Origin of the sequence: Xanthomonas sp. DAR 35659, assembly GCF_041242975.1 — a bacterium.
In the GTDB taxonomy this organism is placed as follows: Bacteria; Pseudomonadota; Gammaproteobacteria; order Xanthomonadales; family Xanthomonadaceae; genus Xanthomonas_A; species Xanthomonas_A medicagonis.
On the sequence record NZ_CP162488.1, the window covers coordinates 268,176 to 287,483 of the forward strand.

At 70.0% G+C, this 19,308-nt stretch carries 15 protein-coding genes; 10 read left to right on the forward strand and 5 right to left on the reverse strand.

The window, feature by feature from the left end; genetic code table 11:
* Window positions 1–72: 72 nt before the first annotated feature.
* From AB3X07_RS01210 to AB3X07_RS01225, 4 genes are all read left to right on the forward strand, one after another.
* On the forward strand, window positions 73–789 hold the full coding sequence (locus AB3X07_RS01210; RefSeq protein WP_369942022.1) for a hypothetical protein: 717 nt from the start codon (window positions 73–75) through the stop codon (window positions 787–789).
* A 435-nt stretch (window positions 790–1,224) separates the two neighbouring features.
* Entirely contained in the window at window positions 1,225–2,124 is a 900-nt protein-coding gene (locus AB3X07_RS01215; RefSeq protein ID WP_369942024.1) for a DUF4424 family protein, read from the forward strand.
* A gap of 326 nt (window positions 2,125–2,450) precedes the next feature.
* The gene (locus AB3X07_RS01220) at window positions 2,451–2,786 is read left to right on the forward strand and encodes a thioredoxin family protein (RefSeq protein ID WP_369942025.1); all 336 of its coding nucleotides are present in this window, start codon (window positions 2,451–2,453) and stop codon (window positions 2,784–2,786) included.
* A 99-nt stretch (window positions 2,787–2,885) separates the two neighbouring features.
* Window positions 2,886–3,698 (forward strand): EcsC family protein, encoded by an 813-nt coding sequence (locus AB3X07_RS01225; RefSeq protein WP_369942027.1) that lies wholly within the window; start codon window positions 2,886–2,888, stop codon window positions 3,696–3,698.
* Between the two features lie 99 nt (window positions 3,699–3,797).
* On the opposite strand, the gene AB3X07_RS01230 is transcribed toward AB3X07_RS01225, so the two are convergent.
* A complete protein-coding gene (locus tag AB3X07_RS01230) occupies window positions 3,798–4,916 on the reverse strand; it encodes a lysozyme inhibitor LprI family protein (RefSeq protein WP_369942029.1) in 1,119 nt (372 codons plus the stop codon).
* 137 nt (window positions 4,917–5,053) lie between these two features.
* Window positions 5,054–6,877: a family 43 glycosylhydrolase gene (locus tag AB3X07_RS01235; RefSeq protein WP_369942031.1), complete on the reverse strand. Its 1,824-nt coding sequence runs from the start codon at window positions 6,875–6,877 to the stop codon at window positions 5,054–5,056.
* Between the two features lie 355 nt (window positions 6,878–7,232).
* Between AB3X07_RS01235 and AB3X07_RS01240 the strand changes: the two genes are divergently transcribed.
* From AB3X07_RS01240 to AB3X07_RS01250, 3 genes are all read left to right on the forward strand, one after another.
* Window positions 7,233–8,351, forward strand: a complete 1,119-nt coding sequence (locus tag AB3X07_RS01240; RefSeq protein WP_369942033.1) for an alpha/beta hydrolase — start codon at window positions 7,233–7,235, stop codon at window positions 8,349–8,351.
* Between the two features lie 311 nt (window positions 8,352–8,662).
* Window positions 8,663–9,511: an NYN domain-containing protein gene (locus AB3X07_RS01245; protein ID WP_369942035.1), complete on the forward strand. Its 849-nt coding sequence runs from the start codon at window positions 8,663–8,665 to the stop codon at window positions 9,509–9,511.
* A gap of 82 nt (window positions 9,512–9,593) precedes the next feature.
* Window positions 9,594–10,196 carry a DUF938 domain-containing protein gene (locus AB3X07_RS01250; RefSeq protein WP_369942037.1) on the forward strand — a complete coding sequence of 201 codons (603 nt, stop codon included), beginning with the start codon at window positions 9,594–9,596 and terminating at the stop codon, window positions 10,194–10,196.
* A gap of 43 nt (window positions 10,197–10,239) precedes the next feature.
* Here AB3X07_RS01250 and AB3X07_RS01255 read toward each other — a convergent pair whose 3' ends face one another.
* Window positions 10,240–10,584 (reverse strand): hypothetical protein, encoded by a 345-nt coding sequence (locus AB3X07_RS01255; protein WP_369942039.1) that lies wholly within the window; start codon window positions 10,582–10,584, stop codon window positions 10,240–10,242.
* Window positions 10,585–10,896: 312 nt separating this feature from the next.
* Here AB3X07_RS01255 and AB3X07_RS01260 point away from each other — a divergent pair, with 312 nt between their 5' ends.
* Window positions 10,897–11,676, forward strand: coding sequence for a glycine zipper family protein (locus tag AB3X07_RS01260; protein WP_369942041.1), 780 nt, complete (start codon window positions 10,897–10,899; stop codon window positions 11,674–11,676).
* Window positions 11,677–11,976: 300 nt separating this feature from the next.
* Here the strand turns inward: AB3X07_RS01260 and AB3X07_RS01265 are convergent, their stop codons facing one another.
* Window positions 11,977–15,699, reverse strand: a complete 3,723-nt coding sequence (locus AB3X07_RS01265) for an indolepyruvate ferredoxin oxidoreductase family protein (RefSeq protein WP_369942043.1) — start codon at window positions 15,697–15,699, stop codon at window positions 11,977–11,979.
* Between the two features lie 199 nt (window positions 15,700–15,898).
* Between AB3X07_RS01265 and AB3X07_RS01270 the strand changes: the two genes are divergently transcribed.
* Window positions 15,899–16,495, forward strand: coding sequence for a tetratricopeptide repeat protein (locus AB3X07_RS01270; RefSeq protein ID WP_369944610.1), 597 nt, complete (start codon window positions 15,899–15,901; stop codon window positions 16,493–16,495).
* A gap of 206 nt (window positions 16,496–16,701) precedes the next feature.
* The gene (locus AB3X07_RS01275) at window positions 16,702–17,619 is read left to right on the forward strand and encodes an AEC family transporter (RefSeq protein WP_369942045.1); all 918 of its coding nucleotides are present in this window, start codon (window positions 16,702–16,704) and stop codon (window positions 17,617–17,619) included.
* 96 nt (window positions 17,620–17,715) lie between these two features.
* On the opposite strand, the gene AB3X07_RS01280 is transcribed toward AB3X07_RS01275, so the two are convergent.
* Window positions 17,716–19,209 carry an AAA family ATPase gene (locus AB3X07_RS01280; RefSeq protein WP_369942047.1) on the reverse strand — a complete coding sequence of 498 codons (1,494 nt, stop codon included), beginning with the start codon at window positions 19,207–19,209 and terminating at the stop codon, window positions 17,716–17,718.
* Window positions 19,210–19,308: the final 99 nt, after the last annotated feature.

Here is a 19,308-nt window from a genome sequence, read left to right on the forward strand (position 1 = left end):
TCTCGCGACGCTCGCTCCGCTCAGCACCACGGAACGGCTCGCGCACGCTCACCGACGCATCCCTGGAGTGCCATGACGTCCAAACTCTTGCCACTCGCGCTGGCCACCGCGCTGCTGGCCGCTTGCCAGCCCGAACAAGGCGCCCCGGCGGCCGCGCCTGCCGCCGCCAGCGTCGACCCGACGCCAGCAATGCCGACCAGTGCGCCGGCGGCGCCTGCGCCAGATGCCGCCGCGCCTGCCCCGGCATCCTCGCTACGCGCGGCGCTGACGATCCTTGCCGCTGCGCAACCGCCTTCCTGGACGCAGGTGAAGGCGATTCCCGGTCTGGGCGAGCTGGTGCCGGCAGACGGGGTAGGGGTCTACCCGGTGGCTGTCCGCGGCAAGACCACGCTGGCCGGCTTCGGCGAAGCGCCGCTGCCGGACGGCAAGGTGGGCGCGGATGCCGGAACGCGCATGGGCAACGCCGGCGAGGCCAGCGTGACGATCGCCGGCGATGCGGCGACCGCGTTGCTGGTGGTCGTGCGCAAGTTCTATCCGAGCACGGACTACGCCCAGGTGCTGCGCGCGCAATTGCGCGCCGGCGACCGCGTGGTGCGCCGCGATGGCGTCTGCGACGACAGCGCGCCATCGCCTGAGGTAATGGAGTATTGGGTGGCGCTGGAGGGCGCCGAGCGGCCGCTGGCGGTCACCGCTTCGACGGAGGACGGCGGCAAGAACGGGCCCGGCTATACGGACTTCGAATTCAGGCGCGGCGGCGCCGATGTCAGGCTGGCGCAGTGCGACCGCTGACGCGATCGCACTGCGCCAGTTGATCCCGGATGGCAGGATTCATCCAATGGGGGCCTTGAAACCAGTCCTCTGCAAGGCGCATCGAGATGGACAGTATGCGCAGCGAAAATTCGATCGCGACGGCACACGCGTGGACGCAAGGCAACGTCGCCGGACTCGACGACAGCATGCCGGGCGATTGGTGGCATCGATCGTCCACACGGAACGCAATGGCGGCGATTCGGCGATCGCCAATGGCCAGGGCTACGTGGGCCGCTATCAGGCTGGTGCCGTGTGGCTGGCCGATGCCGGCCTGATCGATCAGGCGGGTCCAGCCGATCAGGCGCGAGCGGATCGGCCCTGGCGCATTCGGCGCGGCCGTGCGCGAACGCCTAAACTGGCGCGCTCGGCAGCGACCAAGCCGATAGGCCCGCCCTCTTCCCATTTGCCTCGCCCATGACGCCAAGCCGCCTGCTGGTCCGCACCCTGTTCGCCCTCGCGCCGCTGTGCGCGGCCTCCGCCCACGCCAACGACAGCAGCTTCGGCGACGCCAATGGCAGCATCCAGTTGCTGCAGCAGCCGGACATCCGCATGAGCAAGGAGGACTTGTTCGTCAGCGAGGATCTGGTGCGGGTGGACTACGTGTTCACCAACACCAGCACGCGCGACCTGCGGGTGCCGATCGCGTTCCCGATGCCGCCGATGTACTTCGGGATGGCCGACCACAGCGCGCTGACCGACTTCAAGCTGTGGGTGGACGGCAAGCCGGTGCGCACCGAACGCACGCTGGTGGCGCGCCTGGGTGCGGCCGACGTGTCGCGCGAGTGGGCGGCCAGTGGCTGGAGCGAAGACGACCTGGCCGCGTTCGTGGAGTCCGGCGACGTGCCGAAGGGCCGCAAGGCGCTGCCCAGGCACTGGTTCGATGCGGACGGGCAGCCGCTGTTCACGCTCAGCGAGTACTTCACCTGGCAGCAGGTGTTCCCCGCGGGCAAGTCGGTGTCGATCCGCCACAGCTATGCGCCGAGCCTGGCCAGCGGCGTCCCGCGGCCGGCCGCCGACCTGATCCGCGACTACGCCAAGGACACCTGCCTGGATGCCGGCGCGCAGCAGAGCGCGCGCCGCCGCGAGGGCGCCAATGGGCTGGAGTGGAGCAACCTGCGCTACATCCTGCTGACCGGCAACAACTGGAAGGGGCCGATCCAGGACTTCCGCCTGACCCTGAAGAAGCGCGCGCCGACCGATCTGCTCAGCCTGTGTTTCGACGGCGACCTGAAACGCGTCGACCCGCTGACCTTCGAGTTCCAGCAGCAGGATTTCGTGCCCAGGCAGGACCTGAACGTGTTGTTCCTGCGCTAGCGCCGGGATCGATCTTGCAGCGACGGCGCGCCGATTCCCCGGCCTTGGCGCCGCACTGACATGGACTCGCCTAGGCTCGCACAAAGCGTGACCCCTCGGCTGGACCTGGAGGAATGGGCGATGGCATGGCAGCTGCTTGAGAACGCGGCGACGGCAGCTGGACGGCGGGCGCGCCTGTGCGTCCGGGCCGAAGGTGGCGCGGGCGCACTTGGTCCGCGTAGCGCCCGTCCTTTGCCGCACACGCGGCCACGGCCGCGGCACGGCGCGTCTACGCGTCCGATCGGCCTGCCACGCGGCATCCAGCGCACCTCGCCGGGAGCGCCACGATGACCTTCCCTCGCGACTACCAAGCCGACGCGCCGCAGGCCGCGCAAGTACGCGCGCAGCCGGGATTGCAGTTGCTGGAGTTCGGCACCGGCTGGTGCGGCCATTGCCAGGCGGCGCAGCCGTTGCTGCAGAAGCTGCTGGGGCCGTTCGATCGGGTTCCCTACCAGAAGATCGAAGACGGCAAGGGGCGGCCGCTGGGACGCGCCTTCGCGGTCAAGCTGTGGCCCACCGTGGTGCTGCTGCGCGACGGCGAGGAGCTTGCGCGGGTGGTGCGGCCGCATCAGCGCGAGGACCTGCAACCCGTGCTCGATGCGCTGGCCCGAGCCGGCGCTTAACCTGGCCGCCACGGGCCGCGTTTAGGCTAGCGGTTCCCATCCACCGCGCGGGCGCGCGTCACCGAGCGCCGCGCCTGCTGCGATGCCCCAGGAGCCGCAATGACCGATCAGTTTCCCGTGCCGTCGATGGATACCGCCGACCAGCGCGACCTGGCGCTGGCGCATGGCCTGCTCGAGCACCCCGGGCTCGCCGCGAAAGTGGCCAACTTGGTCGGCGCGCCGATCGAGCACCTGTTGAGCAAGCGCCTGCCGCGCTTCGTGTCCTCGCGGATCGATGCGATCAGCCGCCATGCCTTGAACGTGGCCTTGCGCTCGGCGCTGCTGACGCTGCGCAAGGGCGCGCCGGGCAAGGCCCGGCCACGGCTGCATGGACTGGCGGTGACCGCCACAGGCGCGGCCGGCGGCTTCTTCGGCCTGCCCGGGTTGGCGGTGGAACTGCCGCTGACCACCACCTTGATGCTGCGTTCGATCGCCGACATCGCCCGTGCCGAAGGCGAGCGGCTGGAGGATCCGGCCACCGCGCTGGCCTGCCTGGAAGTGCTTGCGCACGGCGGTCGCAGCGATCGCGACGACGGCAGCGAGTCGGGCTACTTCGCGGTGCGCGCGGCGATGGCGCAGCAGCTCAGCGCGGCGGCGCAGTACATCGCCGCGCACGGGCTGGGCAGCAAGGGCGCACCGGCGCTGGTGTCGATGGTCGCGCGCATCACCGCCAAGTTCTCGGTGACGGTCAGCGAGAAGCTGGCCGCGCAGGCGGTGCCCCTGGTCGGCGCGGCCAGCGGCGCGGCGCTCAATGCGCTGTTCATCGCGCACTTCCAGGCGATGGCGCGTGGCCACTTCATCATCCGCCGGCTGGAGCGGCGCTACGGCGAGGCGGCGGTACGCCAGGCCTACGAGGCGTTGCCGGCGCCGTAAGCGCGCCGGGGACGCCGCGTCGCACCCGCTTGCGCATCCGTCGCGCATCGGTGCCCTTGTTTGTCTGCGCCATGCTGGGAGCGCGCCGCAGCCGCCTGGCTACCTGCAAAAATCGACGCGTTTGCTGGAACGTCGCGTCAGCGTCGTTCCATGCAGCGCAAGCGCCACCAGGGTGCGCTTGCAATCTCCTTCCTTCGACCACAGTTGCAGGATCGTGCCGCTGATGCCGGACAGCGTGAGGCCACGTGTCGCCCGCGCCAGCGTTTCGCTTTCCACGAATCGCCTGGTCTTTGGGTCGAACAGATAATAGGTATAGGCGGGTGCGCCCAGGGGGCCGGAAAAGTCGGTCCACAACAGCAGATCGTCGTGGCCGTCGCCATTGATGTCCGACACGATCGCGGTATAGCGTAAGCCCTCATTCGCTTCGCCCTGTCGGGCGATGGGGCCGCGGTAGGCGGCGACGTAGTCCTGCTGATCCGCGGTCCTGTTCAAAAAGACCAGCGCCGGGATGGGGATGGACTGCGCGTCTGCCGGGCGCTGCACCACGACCGTCGCAGGCGCGCAGCGCAACAGCAGCCCACCGGTGTCGCGGCACTGCGCGTCTTCGACCCGCAGGCTTAGATCTCCCAGTGGGAACACGACCCGCCCCGCCGCATTCGGTAGCCCAGCGGCGGTGAACACCTTCGCCTCCGAGGGCGCATCGGGCGACGGCGTCATCGGTTTGGCGGCACTGATCGACGCGACGAACCGCGGATCGTTCAGTTGGCTCAGGCGGCTGATCGTCGTGGCCAATCTGCATTGCTTCGCATCCAGGCGCACCGCCGGGCTTGCCTGATCTGGCAGCTTGCACCGGTCGTGGTAGATCTGCGCGATCCATTGGCGCTGCGCGCCTTGCAAGGCCGCACGCTCCTTTGCGGAGGGCAGGGCCGCCATGCGGGCGCGATACACCTGGTTCAATGCGCCGTCTTGGTAGGCGAACTCCTCGTCCACGCAGCGTTCCCGCGCGTCGGGCTGTACTGCCTTGGAGATGCACTGCGAATACGCGGGGCGCAACGCATCGCTCCGGAAAGCCAGCAAATCCGCGCCCGATGGCAGAGGTGGAGCGGGTGCCGCCACGACGGCAGCACCCTGCGCGACAGCGGACACCGCGATGAGCCACCGCGCAGCGAGTCGGCGCGCACGGATGATTTGCTTGCGAACCTGATCCTTCTGTTCCATGCCACGCATGTCCGCGTCCGGTGCGACGCTTTGGAAACCCTAGCAGCGTTTTCGCTACGCGGACAAGCTCCGCGGCCGCGTTCGGCGCGCATCTGGCGGCGCGCGCAGCCTTCCAGTGCGCCAGGGCGGCGACCGCTTCAAGGCACGGCGACGGTCGCGCTCAGCGGCGAGACACCGCGTTCGTCGAAGGCCTCCACCGCGAACACGTAGCGTTGGTCGCGGTTGAGCGCGCGGATCTCCAGATCGGTGCCACGGTCGGCGAACACCTGGTAGGTGAGCGTCAGGCGGTCGGCGCGCAGGCCCCAGCGCACGTTGTAGCCGACCGCGCCGGGTACCGCCCGCCAGCGCACGTGGGCGTTGCGGCGGTCGCTGTCGCGCTGTGCGACGACCTGCGTGGGCGCCGGTGGCGGAGCGCCGTCGGCATTGCCGAACACGCGCAGATCGCTGATCGCCAGATGGGCGGCGCCGACATGGCCATGCACATAGCGGATGTAGCGGGTGCGCACGGGCGCTGGCAGCGGCAGGTAGGCGTTGGGCCGGTCGCGGTGGTCGGCGCCGTCGCCGACCTCGGCCAGCGGCAGCCAGTGGCGGCCATCGCGCGAGTGCTGCAACCGGAAGACGGTGTAGATGTCCGGCGCGTCGCCGTAGCGGCCGGCGCGGTAGTCGGCGAAGTTGACCTGCACCGCGCGCACGCTGCGTTCGCCGCCCAGGTCGACGGTGAGGGTCTCGCCGGGCGCGTTGCGCGCGGCGACCCAGTAGCTGCGTGGATCCTCGTCGGTGGCGCGGGCGGCGTCGAAATCCTCCAGGGTGGACGAGGCGCTGGCCGGCTTGCGGTAGGACAGCAGCATCCAGCCGGTGAACAGCGCCTCCGGGTCGGCGACCGGGCCGTCCGGCATCCAGTGCGGGAAATCGCCGAAGCGGGTCGACACGCGCATCTGCCCATCGGCGGCGAACGCGGCCGGGAACAGCACGATGCGCCGTTCGAAGGTCCAGTTGGCGCCGATCCAGGCGGTGCCGCTGTTCCACCAATTGCCGTGCGCGTCCTGGAAGGTGGAGCCGTGGCCGGCGCCCTGCATGAAGCCGCCAGGCTTGTACGCCACCGGATTGTAGGGCGCGTAGACGAACGGGCCCAGTGGGTGTTCGCCGACGTACACGCCGTTGGCATAGGCGTTGTACTCGCTGCCGGGCGCGCCGTACTGCAGGTAGTAACGGCCGCCGGTCTTGGTCATCCACGCGCCTTCCAGGTAGCTGCCGATCAGGCTGCCGTCGGGGAAGCGCGCGCCGCGGTGATCGGGGCCGAAGCGCTCCCAGCCATGCTGCGCCGGGTCCAGCGCGAGCAGCGGCGTCGGCGCGCCGCGGAAGGCGAATCCCTGCGCGCTGCGGTCCATCGCGATGCCGTACAGCGGGTAGCGGTCGGACGAGCCCCAGTACAGGTACCACTGGCCGTCGTCGTCGATGAACAGGTCCGGATCCCAGGGGCCGGGCGGCACGTCGCTGAGCGGCCGGCCCTTCATCTCGGTGCCGATCGGTTGGGCGTGCGGCAGCTTGGGCAGCAGCCGGGTCAGGAAGTCGAGCGTGCCGCTGGCCGGATCGCGGGTCTGCAGCAGTGGACGCGGTTCGAACGCCGATTGCATGATCACCAGGCGATCGCCGTCGACGACCACCGCCGGCGCGACGACGCTCTCGAACGGCCAGCGGCTGGGCGTCACGAACCGCCAGTCGAGCAGGTTGCTGGAGCGCCAATAGCCATCGGCCAGGGTCTGGAACAGGTAGTACGCGTCGCCGAAGCGCACGAACACCGGGTCGGCGCCGGTGCGGTAGGAAATGCCTTCGTTGAGCTGTTCGAAGTTGTAGCGGTAATCCAGGTCGATCGGATTGGCGTAGCTGCGCTGGCCCGGCGCTTGCGCCGAGACCAGGCCGGTGCACGCCAGCAAGGCCAGCGCTGCGACTGCTTTGAACATGCGGATGACCTTCCCCCTGACGGCGCCTGCAACCGTAGCAAACGCACGCGCTTGGCGCGATGCGGTCAACCGTTCCTGCGCCTCCGCGTGGCGCCGGTAGGCGGCAGCGATGCTCGCGCATCAGCGAAAGCGCGCCGTGCGCGGGCCACCTGTTCGCCGACAGGCGCGCGAACCGGTCTGCGTCTCGATCGGCAACGGCGCCACCTCCGTTTGTTGGACGACGTCGCGCGCACCCGGGCGTTGCGCGGGCACGCGGCGGGATGGCAGGCGCCGGGCAAGCGGCGGGATCGCGCAAAGTCGCGCGCGGCCGGTGCCGGTATCCTTCGGCGTTCGACTTGTGCCGAAGGAGCTGGGCGTGACCGCAAGGAAGCCGAACACCGGACCATTGCTGCTGGCGCTGATCGCGGGCCTCGTCGCGCCGGCCGCGCACGCGGCCGATGCCCCGGCGCACGACGGCGTGCGCCACATGCCGGCCTTCGACCTGCCGCTGTCGCCGTTCCTGAGCGAGCAAGCGCGGGCGGCGGCGCGGCGCGACATGGCCCGCGGCGATCCGCTGGCGAAGATGGACAACGCCACCTTGGCGCGGGAACTGCCGCGTCTGCGCGCCGAGACCGAGGCCTGGGCCAAAACGGTGGTGGAGCCGCTGCGCGCGCGCTATGGGGTCACCATCAGCACCGCCACCTGGAACGGCGTGCCGGTGACGCTGGTGCAGCCGCGTGCCGCATCGCCGGCGCAGCGGCAGCGATTGCTGATCGAACTGCATGGCGGTTCGTTCGTGATGGGCAGCGCCGCCTCGTTCGGCATGATGGAGGCCATTCCGGTGGCGGCGATGACCGGGGTCACCGTGGTCAGCGTCGATTACCGGATGGGGCCGGAACACCGCTTCCCCGCCGCCAGCGAGGATGTGGCCAAGGTCTATCGCAAGGCGCTCGAGCGCTTCGCGCCGCAGCAGATCGGCCTGTTCGGCTGCTCGGCCGGCGGCGTGCTGACCGGCGAGTCGCTGGCCTGGTTCGCGAAGGAGCAACTGCCGATGCCGGCCGCGGCGGGGATGTTCTGCGCCGGCGGCGATGCGCGCTACCGTGGCGACTCACGCTACGTGGTGGCGGCGGTGAACGATGCGCCGCTGCCGGATGCGCAGGACGCCTTGCCGATCATGGAGGATCTGTACTACGGCCCGGACGTGGATTTCCACGATCCGTTGGTGTCGCCGGTGTTCTCCGATGCGGTGCTGGCGCAGTTCCCGCCGCTGCTGTTCATCACCGGCACGCGCGCGTCCGAATTGAGCAACGCCTCCTACACCCATGCGCGCTTGGTCGATCTGGGCCGCGAGGCGGACCTGCACGTCTGGGACGGCATGGGCCACGCGTTCCATCTCAACGAAGCGTTGCCGGAAAGCCAGCAGGCCTTGCGGGTGATCGCGCGCTTCTTCCGCAAGCATCTGGACCTGCCGGCGCTGCCTGCCGCAGCGCCGTGAACGCAGTGGCGCCTGTGGGAGCGACTTCGGTCGCGGCGAACGAAGCACGGATGGCGCCTTGCGACCGATGCAGTCGGGGTTGAAGCCCCTCCCACGGCGCAGCCAGCAAGGCAAACGCCTTTTCGGTTGGCATTCGCTCCGCTGCGAATGTCACTAGCGCCTTGCAGCCGCACCGTCACGGATCGCAATGCGGCCATGCCCGCCAGACTGGCCGCCATTGCCGCGCAGTGGCACAGTGGGCCGGTGCACGTGGCGCCCAACCCGGCATTGCGCCTGCCGCCGCCGCTTCCGTCTCCTTCCAGGTCCCCATCATGAAAACCCGTTCCAGATCCGAGACCGACGACGACCAGCCGCGCCTGGCGGTGCTGATCGATGCCGACAATGCGCAGCCATCGGTGATCGAGGGTCTGCTCGCCGAAGTGGCCAAGTACGGCGTGGCCAGCGTCAAGCGCATCTACGGCGACTTCACCAGCACCCGCATGACCCAGTGGAAGCAGGCGCTGCTCAAGCACTCGATCAGCCCGGTGCAACAGTTCGCCTACACCAGCGGCAAGAACGCCACCGACAGCTCGCTGATCATCGACGCGATGGACCTGCTGTACACCGGCCGTTTCGATGGCTTCTGCCTGGTTTCCAGCGACAGCGACTTCACCCGCCTGGCGCAGCGCCTGCGCGAGGAAGGGCCGACCGTGTACGGCTTCGGCGAGCGTAAGACCCCGGACGCGTTCGTGCAGGCCTGCGACAAGTTCATCTACACCGAAGTGCTGCGCAGCGAAGCGACGGGCGCCGAGCCGGCCAGGCCGTCCGCGGCCGCCAAGCCGACGGCGAAGGCGCGCAAGACGCCGCGCGCCGCGCAGGCGGCCAAGCCCGAGCCGGTGACGACAACGGCGAGCGCGCCGGCCGAGACCAAGGGCGCGCCGCTGTCGGCGCCATTGAAGCTGCTGCGCCAGGCGATCGAGGAGGCATCCGACGACCAGGGCTGGGCCGGGCTCGGCAGCGTCGGCAGCTATCTCAACAAGGTGCGCCCGGATTTCGATCCGCGGCTGTACGGGCACAAGAAGCTCAGCGACCTGCTGCGGCGGCTGTCGGCGCAGTTCGAAATCGAGGAGCGCGGCAACGAAGGCGGCGGCAAGCGCATCTTCGTGAGGTCGCGCACATGAGCCGTCTGCCGCTCCCCGTGCGCAGGCCGGGCACCACGGTGCCTGGCCGTGTCCTTGCGGCGGCCGCGGTGGAGCGACAGGGATGACCGACAAACCCCACGCGCCCTCCTGCGACCGCAATCGCGATCCGATCCTGCAGGTACTGCAACGGCATTTCGCCGACCGCCGCCGGGTCCTGGAGATCGGCAGCGGCACCGGCCAGCATGCGGTGCACTTCGCCGCGGCCTTGCCGCAGCTGACCTGGCAATGCAGCGAGCGCGCCGAACACCTGCCGGGCATCGCGCAATGGCTGGCCGACGCGGCCTTGCCGAACACGCCACCGGCGCTGGCGCTGGACGTGCAGACCGGGCCATGGCCGACGGCCGGCTACGATGCGGTGTTCACCGCCAACACGCTGCACATCATGGGTTGGCCGGCGGTCGAGGCGTTCTTCGCCGGCGTCGGCAGGCTGCTGGCCGCTTGCGCGGACGGCCGCCTTGCGGTGTACGGGCCATTCAACTACGGCGGCAGCTTCAGCAGCGACAGCAACCGCGAATTCGACGCTTGGCTGAAGGCACGCGACGCCGCGAGCGGCATCCGCGACTTCGAGGCGGTGACTGCACTAGCCCAGGCGCAGGGCCTGCTGCTGCAGGAAGACGTGGCGATGCCGGCCAACAACCGCTGCCTGGTGTGGCGGCGCGGTTGAGCGACGGCGCGCCGGTCGGGCCGGCGCACCGTCGCAGGCACGATTACAGCGGCTGCGCCGTACACAGCGCGCGGGTCGTGGCCGACCCCACCAACTGGTTGTTGGCATCGGTGACCACCACGCTGGCGGTGATGTAGCCGCTGCGACGCGGGCAGTAGAAACTGCAATAGGTCTGATTGGTGCAGTTGGCCGGGAAGATGGCGCCCAGTCCGTTGGAGTTGAACGACCACGCATACTGGTAAGCGCCGGACGGCGTCACGTCGGCATAGCAAAGATCGCTGCCGCCGCAGTCGAGCGTGACGCTTTGCGCCTGCGCGGCCGGCGCGATGGCAAACGACGCGCCGACAGCGAAGAGCAGCGCAGCAAGTGTCGAAACAGCCTTGTTCATGGAAATGTCCTCGTAAGTGCCCCCTGCCCTGGAGATGCTGCCAGAACGCCACCGCGCGTCTGCGATATCCATCCCTTTCCGGACAACGCGTGCCGCAAGCCGCCGCCGCGACACTCCGGGATGTCTGTCCGGACGCACCGCGCCTGCGCCTGTCGGTTCCGGCGCGCGGGGATGTCGCTGGCGCGTGAGCATTCACGCCCTATCGCTCATTGAACTATCACCTCGGTGGCACGTGGGATTAACCCGGCGCTTGCGACGGTGGGCGTACGGACCCGTGGGTCGGTGGTCCTTCACTCACAACGGAGCGTTCCCATGAGCAGCAATGAAAGCCGCGATCTCAATCGCGATCCCATCTCCGGCGCACCAGGCTCGCATCCGGTCGGCGTCGGCATCGGCGGCGCCGCGGGCGGTGTCGCCGCCGGCGCGTTGGCGGGCACCGTGTTCGGACCGCTCGGCACCCTGATCGGCGCGGCGGTCGGCGTGGTGACCGGTGCCGCGGCGGGCAAGGGCGTGGCCGAACGCATCGACCCCACCGGCGAAGCCGAATATTGGCGCGAGGAGTATCGCAATCGCGACTACGCGAAGTCCGACTACGACTACGAGCGCGACTACGCGGCCGCCTACGGCCTGGGTCTGCAGGCGCGCGAGCAGTATCCGACCCGCAGTTGGGAAGACAACGAGCGCGAACTGTCGCGCGACTGGGGCACGCGCCGCGGCGACTCCCGCCTGGAGTGGGAGGATGCGCGGCTGGCGGCACGCGATTCCTGGCAGCGCGCCGACGCGACCTATCGCACCTACGAGGACAGCGACCGCTACTACGCCGAGCGCTTCGACCGCGTGGACTACCGCGATGCCGATGCCGGCTACGACGACTACCGGCCGGCGTATCGCTACGGCGTGCAGGCGCGCAGCCGCTATCGCGATCGGACTTGGGACGATCGCCTGGAGACGGATCTGGAAAGCGGCTGGGAGCGCGCCAAGGACCGCTCGCGACTGACCTGGGCGCAGGCCAAGGCCGCGGTGCGCGAAGCCTTCCATTCGGATCGCTACGACACCCCGCGCCAGGGCACGCCGCCGGACCCGCGCGTCTAAAGGCGAAGGCAGCGCGCACTTGCCTCCCCGGAGGTGCGCGATTTCTGTAGGAGCGGCTTCAGCCGCGACAGACACCATCAGCCAACGCGATGCCTACAGCCCCGCACACCGGCGAGATGGAGGCCACGCAGCCTGCACGACACAGAAGGCCGGAGCACTTCGACCTTCTGGCATTAACCGATCATCGAGACGTCCGAGCGATCTTGCGATCATTCGCGAGATCGCATACACGATAGCCACGATGCGCCCAGGTGCGGAACGTCTCTGTCGCGGCTGAAGCCGCTCCTACAGGAGCGTGCTTCAAGCGGTCTGCACGATATGCAGCGCCTTGGGATTGCGCCAGGTCGCCAGCAGCCGGGCTTCGCGCTGCTTGGCTTCGTGCAGGTGCGCTTCCTTGACGTGGCCGTATCCGCGGATATGTTCCGGGATGCTGGCGATCTGCACCGCCAGCGCCAAATTGTCCGCCTGCAGCCGCTGCAGCAGTTCGTCCACGGTGGCGACGTAGTCGACGATCAGCTGCCGTTCGCCACGCCGCTCGGCGCTGTAGCCGAACACGTCGAAGGTGCCGCCGCGCAGGCGGCGCAACTTCGCCAGCCACTTGAACGCGGTGAACATCCAGGGACCGTACTCGCGCTTGCGCAGCCGGCCTTGCGCGTCCTTGCTCGCCAGCAGCGGCGGGGCCAGGTGGAAGCGCACGCGATAGTCGCCCTCGAACTGCTGTTGCAGCTGCTGCTGGAAATCGCCGCTGGTGTACAGCCGCGCCACTTCGTATTCGTCCTTGTACGCCATCAGCTTGAACGCATACCGCGCCACCGCTTCGGTCAGCGCGGTCGAGGCCGGGGCCACGCGCTGCTCGGTGGCGCGCACGCGTTCCACCAGCGCGGTGTAGCGCGCGGCGTAGGCGGCGTCCTGGTAATCCACCAGGAAGGCGTGGCGGCGCGCGACCAGCTCGTGCAGCGAGCGCGACAGGCGTCTGTCGTCCAGCGACGCGTACCCGGCCTCGCCGCTCTCGGCGCCGGCCGGCAATTCGCGCGCCGGACGCGGATTGGACGGATTGCGCGGCGCGGCGCTGGCGCCGGCCTCGTGGCCTTCCCACTCGCCCGGCGGCAATTGCTGCAGGCCCAGCGCCTGGCGTTCGCGTTCGGCGGCGGCCGGGTCGGTGAGGCCGGCCGCGCGCTGCACCGCCGGCAGGTCCAGCGCCGCCAGGCGGCCCCAGGCGAAGGCCTGCTGGTTCATCGCCACCGCCGCGCCGTTGAGTTCGATCGCGCGCATCAGCGCCGCGTGCGACAGCGGCACCAGCCCTTGCTGCCAGGCGTAGCCGAGCATGAACAGATTGCTGGCGATGGCGTCGCCGAGCAGCGCGGTGGCCAGTTGCGTGGCGTCCAGCAGTAGCGGATCGCGCCCGCCCAGCGCCAGGCGCACGCCGGCGACGATCTCGGCGGCGGGGAACTGCATGTCCGGATGCGTGGTGAAGGTGCCGGGCATCGCCTCGTAGGTGTTCAGCACCACCTGCGAGCGGTCGCCGCGGACCTTGGACAGCGCCCAGTAGTCGTTGACCACCACCATGTCGCAACCCAGCACCAGGTCGGCCTCGCCGGCGGCGATGCGCACCGCGTGCAGGTCCTCCGGCTGCCGCGCCAGGCGGATATGCGTGGTGACGGCACCGCCCTTCTGCGCCAGGCCGGTCTGGTCGAGCACGCTGGCGCCCTTGCCCTCCAGGTGCCCGGCCATGCCGAGCAGTGCGCCGATGGTGACCACGCCGGTGCCGCCGACGCCGGTGATGAGGATGTTCCAGGGCTGGTTCAGGTCGCTGCGGAAGGTCGGCGCCGGCAGCTGCTCCAGCAGTGTCGCCGCGTCGGCCTTGCGGCCCTTGCGCGGCTGCCCGCCGTGCACAGTGACGAAGCTGGGGCAGAACCCGGACACGCAGGAGTAGTCCTTGTTGCAGCTGGACTGGTCGATCTGGCGCTTGCGTCCGTATTCGGTCTCCTTCGGCAGCACCGACACGCAGAAGCTCTTCTCGCCGCAATCGCCGCAGCCTTCGCACACCAGCGAGTTGACCATCACCCGCTTCGGCGGATCGGCCAGCTTGCCGCGCTTGCGCCGGCGCCGCTTCTCGGTAGCGCAGGTCTGGTCATAGATCAGCACGCTGGTGCCCTTGACCTCGCGCAGGCGCCGCTGCACGTCGTCCAGCTCGCTGCGGTCGTGGAACTCCACGTCGCTCGGGAACAGCTCGCGGCGGCGCGTCCACTTGCCGATGTCGTCGCTGACCAGGGCGATGGTGTGCACGCCTTCGGCGCGCATCTGCCGGGCGATGTCGGGCACGCTGAGGGTGCCGTCCACCGGCTGCCCGCCGGTCATCGCCACCGCGTCGTTGTAGAGGATCTTGTAGGTGATGTTGACGCCGGCGGCGATCGACTGGCGGATCGCCAGCGAGCCGCTGTGGAAATAGGTGCCGTCGCCAAGGTTCTGGAACACGTGCGGAGTGTCGGTGAACGGTGCCTGCCCGGCCCAGGTGACGCCTTCGCCGCCCATGTGGGTGAACGTGTCGGTGGCGCGGTCCATCCACGTCACCATGTAGTGGCAGCCGATGCCGCCGAGCGCGCGCGACCCCTCCGGCACCACCGTGGAGGTGTTGTGCGGGCAGCCGGAGCAGTAGTGCGGCACGCGCGGGAAGTTGGCGCGCGGCAGCGCCATCTCCGCTTCCTTGGCCTCCATCCAGCGCAGCCGCTGCTGGATCGACTCGGTGTCGAGTGCGGCCGACTGCGGCAGGCGCAGGATGCGCTTGCCGATCACCCCGGCGATGGTGGCCGGGGTCAGCTCGCCGGTGGACGGCAGGATCCATTCGCCGGCCTCGTCGTACTTGCCGACGATGCTCGGGCGCGGGCCGGCGCTGGCCGGCCAGTTGTAGAACTGTTCCTTCATCTGTCGCTCGATGAAGGCCTTCTTCTCCTCCACCACCACGATGTCCTGCAGCCCTTGCGCGAACGCGGCGATGCCCAGCGGCTCCAGCGGCCAGGTCATGCCGACCTTGTACACGCGGATGCCGATGCGCGCGCAGGCGTCCGCGTCCAGGCCCAGGTATTCCAGCGCCTGCAGCACGTCCAGGTAGCTCTTGCCGGTGGTGACGATGCCCAGCCGCGCCTGCGGCGCGTCCATCACCGTGCGGTCGATGCCGTTGGCGCGGGCGAAGGCCTGCGCGGCGCGCACCGCATAGCGATGCAGGCGCATTTCCTGGTCCAGCGGCGGATCCGGCCAGCGGATGTTGAGGCCGCCCGGCGGCAGTTCGAAATCCTCCGGCAGCACGATCCGCCGCGCGAACGGATTCACCTCCACCGAGGCCGAGGATTCCACCGTCTCGGCGATGGTCTTGAAGCCGATCCAGCGTCCGGTATAGCGGCTCATCGCCCAGCCGAGCAGGCCCATGTCGAGGATGTCCTGCACCCCGGCCGGGTTGAGCACCGGCATCATCGCGCTGACGAATTCCTCTTCCGAGCCGTGCGGCAGGGTCGAACTGCGGCAGGCGTGGTCGTCGGCGGCCAGCGCCAGCACGCCGCCGTGGCGCGCGGTGCCGGCGGCGTTGCCGTGCTTGAACACGTCGCCGCAGCGGTCCACGCCCGGGCCCTTGCCGTACCACATGGCGTACACGCCATCCACGCGCGCGCCGGGGAACAGATTGGTCTGCTGCGTGCCCCAGACCATGGTCGCGCCCAGGTCCTCGTTGAGCCCGGGTTTGAACACCACGTTGGCCGCGTCCAGGTGCTTACGCGCGCGCCACAGCTCCAGGTCGAAACCGCCCAGCGGGCTGCCGCGGTAGCCGCTGACGAAACCGCCGGTGTTCAGCCCGGCGGCGCGGTCGCGCAACTGCTGCATCAGCGGCAGGCGCACCAGCGCCTGCACGCCGGACAGGTAGATGCGGCCATCGGTGCGGGTGTACTTGTCTTCCAGCGTGTAGCCGCCATCCACGCCATCGGCGGTCGCTGCGGCAGGGGAGGACGACGGACGCGGATCGGCGATGCGGTTCATGGCTTGCCCGGAAATGGAAGGCTGGCGCGTACGCGGCGTGCCGCACACGATCGGCCGATTGTATCAGCGGCCTTTTTGCGCCCGCCCCTCGCTCCCGGCGGACGACCCGGTTAGGATGCGGCTGGGGGAGGGGACCACCTCCGAGGGGTTGTCAGCAGTGAACGCACACAAATACGCATTGGCCGCGCTCCTGGCCTGGATGAGCGCGTCCGCGCTCGATGCGCACGCGCAGGCCTTGCCGGCGCCGAAGGAGTTCTACTTCGACCAGGACCGCGCCACCACGCGTCCGGTGACGGCGCTCGCCGGCAGCGGCGACGCGCTGGTCGATCGCCTGGCCAGCACCGTGCAGCGCGATCCCAACGCCGCCGAGGCGCGCGCGCAACTGGCCGCGATCGCCATGGCCGGCGGCCGCCGCGAACTGGGCGAGGAGCTGTACCAGGCGGCGTTGCGCACGCTGACCGCCGGCGCGCAGCGCCGCCAGGTCGAATGGAACTACGGCTGGGACCTGCTGCGTGCCGGCGACCCGGCGCGCGCGCTGGCGCAATGGAGCGCGCTGGTCAACGGCCGCCCGGCGGCGCCGGACTGGCTGCCGCCGACGCTGGCGCTGGTGTTGTGGCGGCTCGACCGCAAGGACGAGGCGGTGAAGTGGTACGCCGCCGCGGTGCGCACCTGGCCGGATCAGTGGGGCCCGGGCGCCGATTTCGCCAAACTGCTGCCGGCCTGGCGCGACGACGAACGCGCCACCCTGGTCGAGGTGCAGGCCGCGTGGCGGGCCAAGCCGCCCGCGTGGCCTTGAGTCAGCGGCGCCGGTAGCGCTGCGATGCCGTCGATGGGGGTTCGTCGCGTCTGTCGCGGTTGAAGCCGCTCCTGCAGGGAGCGTGACGTGGGGTGTGGAGCGTCCGCCGCGACGCCGACGTGCCTTGCCGCGCGCGCGTCACCGACGCGGCCCGGCCGCACAGCGCATGCGATGATGCCTGCGTTTCCGCCAGACCCGTTGTATCGATGGCTTTCGACGCGTTCGCCCTGATGCTGGCCATGTTGTTGCTCGGCAAGCTGTTCGCGCAGCTGCGCGCGCTGCCGGCCAACACGCCCGAGGCGCTCAACGGCCTGGTGCTGTACCTGTGCCTGCCGGCCTCGGTGCTGATCTACGTGCCGCGCCTGCAGCTGGACCTCGCCCTGCTCGGGCTGATGCTGACCCCGTGGCTGCTGGCCGGCGCCAGTGTGCTCGCGGCGCTGGCCCTGCGCCGACGGTTGCGCCTGCGCCGCGACCAGTACGCGGCGCTGGTGCTGTGCGTGGCGCTGAGCAATTCCAGCTTCATCGGTTATCCGATGGTGCGCGCGCTGCTCGGCGAGGCGGCGCTGCCGTATGCGGTGGTCTACGACCAGTTCGGCACCTTCCTGCTGCTGTCCAGCGTCGGGCTGTACGTGCTGGCGCGCTACAGCGGCGAAGCCCCGCCGTCGCCGCGTCAGACGCTGCTGCGCATGGCGCGCTTCCCGCCGCTGTGGGCGCTGGTGTTCGCGCTGACGCTGATGCCGGCGCAGCCGCCGGCGTGGATCGCCTCGGGCCTGCAGCGCCTGGCCGATGCGATGCTGCCGCTGGTGATGCTGGCGGTGGGCTTCTCGCTCCAGCTGCGGCTGCCGCGCGACGAGCTCAAGCCGCTCGCCGCCGGCCTGCTGCTGAAGCTGCTGCTGTTGCCGGCGCTGGCCTGGCCGTTGTCGTGGGCGCTGGGCCTGCGCGGCCAGATGCTGCAGGCCAACGTGCTCGAATCGGCGATGCCGACGATGATCACCGCGGCGATGCTGGCGATCTCGCACCGCCTGGCGCCTCGGCTGGCGGCGGCGCTGGTCGGCTACGGCATCGTGCTGTCGCTGGCCACGCTGCCGGTGTGGGCGTGGTTGTTGCGGACGACGCTGGGGTAGCGCGGCGCATCGCCGTGGGCGTGCCGCCGCCGCGCGCCGTCACCGGCGCCGGCAGGCGTTGGAAGCGTTGACGCCGCGGTCGGGCGCGTTCCTCGCTCAGTCCGCCGGCACCGTGCGTTCGCGCGCCCACGCGCGCAGCGCCTGCACCTGTTCGGCCATCATCACCGACAGCGGCCGCGTGTTGCGCACCTCCTGCATCAGCAGCTCGGTGTCCAGCGGGCGGTTCTCGGCGTGCGCGGCGTACAGGCCGGAGACGATGGCCTGCTCGATCTCGGCGCCGGAAAAGCCGTCCGCGGCCGCGGCCAGCGCCGGCAAGGCGAAGTCCTCCTCGCGCAGCTTGCGCCGCGCCAGGTGCAGTCGCAGCAACTCCACCCGGGTGTTGGCGTCGGGCAGGTCGACGAAGAAGATCTCGTCGAAGCGGCCCTTGCGCAGCAGTTCCGCCGGCAGCTCGTGCACCTGGTTGGCGGTGGCGACGATGAACACGCCGCCGGCGCCGGCCTGGGCGCCGCGCTCGGCCATCCAGGTCAGCAGATAGCCGAGCACGCGCCGCGACACGCCGCCGTCCTCGCCACCGCTGGCCAGGCCCTTCTCGATCTCGTCGATCCACAGCACGCAGGGCGCCAGTTGTTCGGCGGCGGCCAGCGCGGTGCGCAGGTTCTTCTCGGTCTCGCCGTGGTACTTGTCGTACAGCGAACCGAAGTCCAGGCGCAGCAGCGGCACGCCGAAGCCGGCGGCGGTGGCCTTGGCCAGCATCGACTTGCCGCAGCCCTGCACGCCCAGCAGCAGCACGCCCTTGGGCGGATCCAGCCCCGGCGGGGCATTGCCGGCGAACACCGCGCGGCGCTGCTCGATCCAGCGCTTGAGCCGGCGAGCGCCAGCCACGTCGGCGAAGCGGGTGGCGTCGTACTCGTAGTGCAGGTGGCCACTGCGGTTGAGCAGTTCGAACTTGAGCCGCGCCAACTGTGGCAGGTCGGCGGCGTTGAGCGCGCCGTCGGCGTAGATCAGCTGGCGGGCGATGCGCCGCGCATCGATCAGGCTCAGGCCCTGCAGGTTGCGCACCACCTGCTTGACCGCCTCGCCCTCCACCTCGACCCGGCGCCCGCCGAACTCGCGCGCGTAACCGGCCGCTTCCTCCTGCACCATCTTCAGCAAGGCGTTGGCGTCGGGCAGGCGCGGGTTGAAGCGGGTGGACAGCGCTTCCAGTTCCGGCGGCAGCTCGACCTTGGCGCCGATCAGCACCAGTACGTGCGGCTGGCAATGGCGGCGCTCGACGATGTCGCGCAGCAGGCGCTGGTGGCTGGCGTAGCCCAGGTAGGGCACCACGTCCAGCAGCAGGTAGATGCCGCGCTGGTCGGCCTGCTTGATCGCCTGCAGCACCGCGCTGGCGTCCGGCGGGCCGGACGGCTCGTCCTCGCGGTCCAGGTCGATGCGGCGTAGGCCCTCGGTGATCGACCAGCGGTGCAGGGCGCGCCAGACCTGCATCAGCGCCTGCCGGAACAGCGCCACGATGCGCGCCTCTTCCTGGGTCTCGATGACGATCAGCGGCGTGTTGGCGCGGATCAGCGCGGTCAGGTCCTGCAGCTCGCTCATGGGCGGTCCGTTGCCGTGGGGCCGCCACGATAGCAAGCGCCGGCCGGCTTGCCACGCCTTGACTACCGGCCAACGGGGGGCCGGTGTACGCTGCGGCCT

Coding starts and splice junctions, on each gene's coding strand:
- AB3X07_RS01210 (WP_369942022.1), top strand. CDS start 73: ATGACGTCCAAACTCTTGCCACTCGCGCTGGCCACCGCGCTGCTGGCC.
- AB3X07_RS01250 (WP_369942037.1), top strand. CDS start 9,594: ATGACCGACAAACCCCACGCGCCCTCCTGCGACCGCAATCGCGATCCG.
- AB3X07_RS01270 (WP_369944610.1), top strand. CDS start 15,899: ATGAGCGCGTCCGCGCTCGATGCGCACGCGCAGGCCTTGCCGGCGCCG.
- AB3X07_RS01230 (WP_369942029.1), bottom strand. CDS start 4,916: ATGGAACAGAAGGATCAGGTTCGCAAGCAAATCATCCGTGCGCGCCGA.
- AB3X07_RS01280 (WP_369942047.1), bottom strand. CDS start 19,209: ATGAGCGAGCTGCAGGACCTGACCGCGCTGATCCGCGCCAACACGCCG.
- AB3X07_RS01255 (WP_369942039.1), bottom strand. CDS start 10,584: ATGAACAAGGCTGTTTCGACACTTGCTGCGCTGCTCTTCGCTGTCGGC.
- AB3X07_RS01275 (WP_369942045.1), top strand. CDS start 16,702: ATGGCTTTCGACGCGTTCGCCCTGATGCTGGCCATGTTGTTGCTCGGC.
- AB3X07_RS01245 (WP_369942035.1), top strand. CDS start 8,663: ATGAAAACCCGTTCCAGATCCGAGACCGACGACGACCAGCCGCGCCTG.
- AB3X07_RS01225 (WP_369942027.1), top strand. CDS start 2,886: ATGACCGATCAGTTTCCCGTGCCGTCGATGGATACCGCCGACCAGCGC.
- AB3X07_RS01220 (WP_369942025.1), top strand. CDS start 2,451: ATGACCTTCCCTCGCGACTACCAAGCCGACGCGCCGCAGGCCGCGCAA.
- AB3X07_RS01235 (WP_369942031.1), bottom strand. CDS start 6,877: ATGTTCAAAGCAGTCGCAGCGCTGGCCTTGCTGGCGTGCACCGGCCTG.
- AB3X07_RS01260 (WP_369942041.1), top strand. CDS start 10,897: ATGAGCAGCAATGAAAGCCGCGATCTCAATCGCGATCCCATCTCCGGC.
- AB3X07_RS01265 (WP_369942043.1), bottom strand. CDS start 15,699: ATGAACCGCATCGCCGATCCGCGTCCGTCGTCCTCCCCTGCCGCAGCG.
- AB3X07_RS01215 (WP_369942024.1), top strand. CDS start 1,225: ATGACGCCAAGCCGCCTGCTGGTCCGCACCCTGTTCGCCCTCGCGCCG.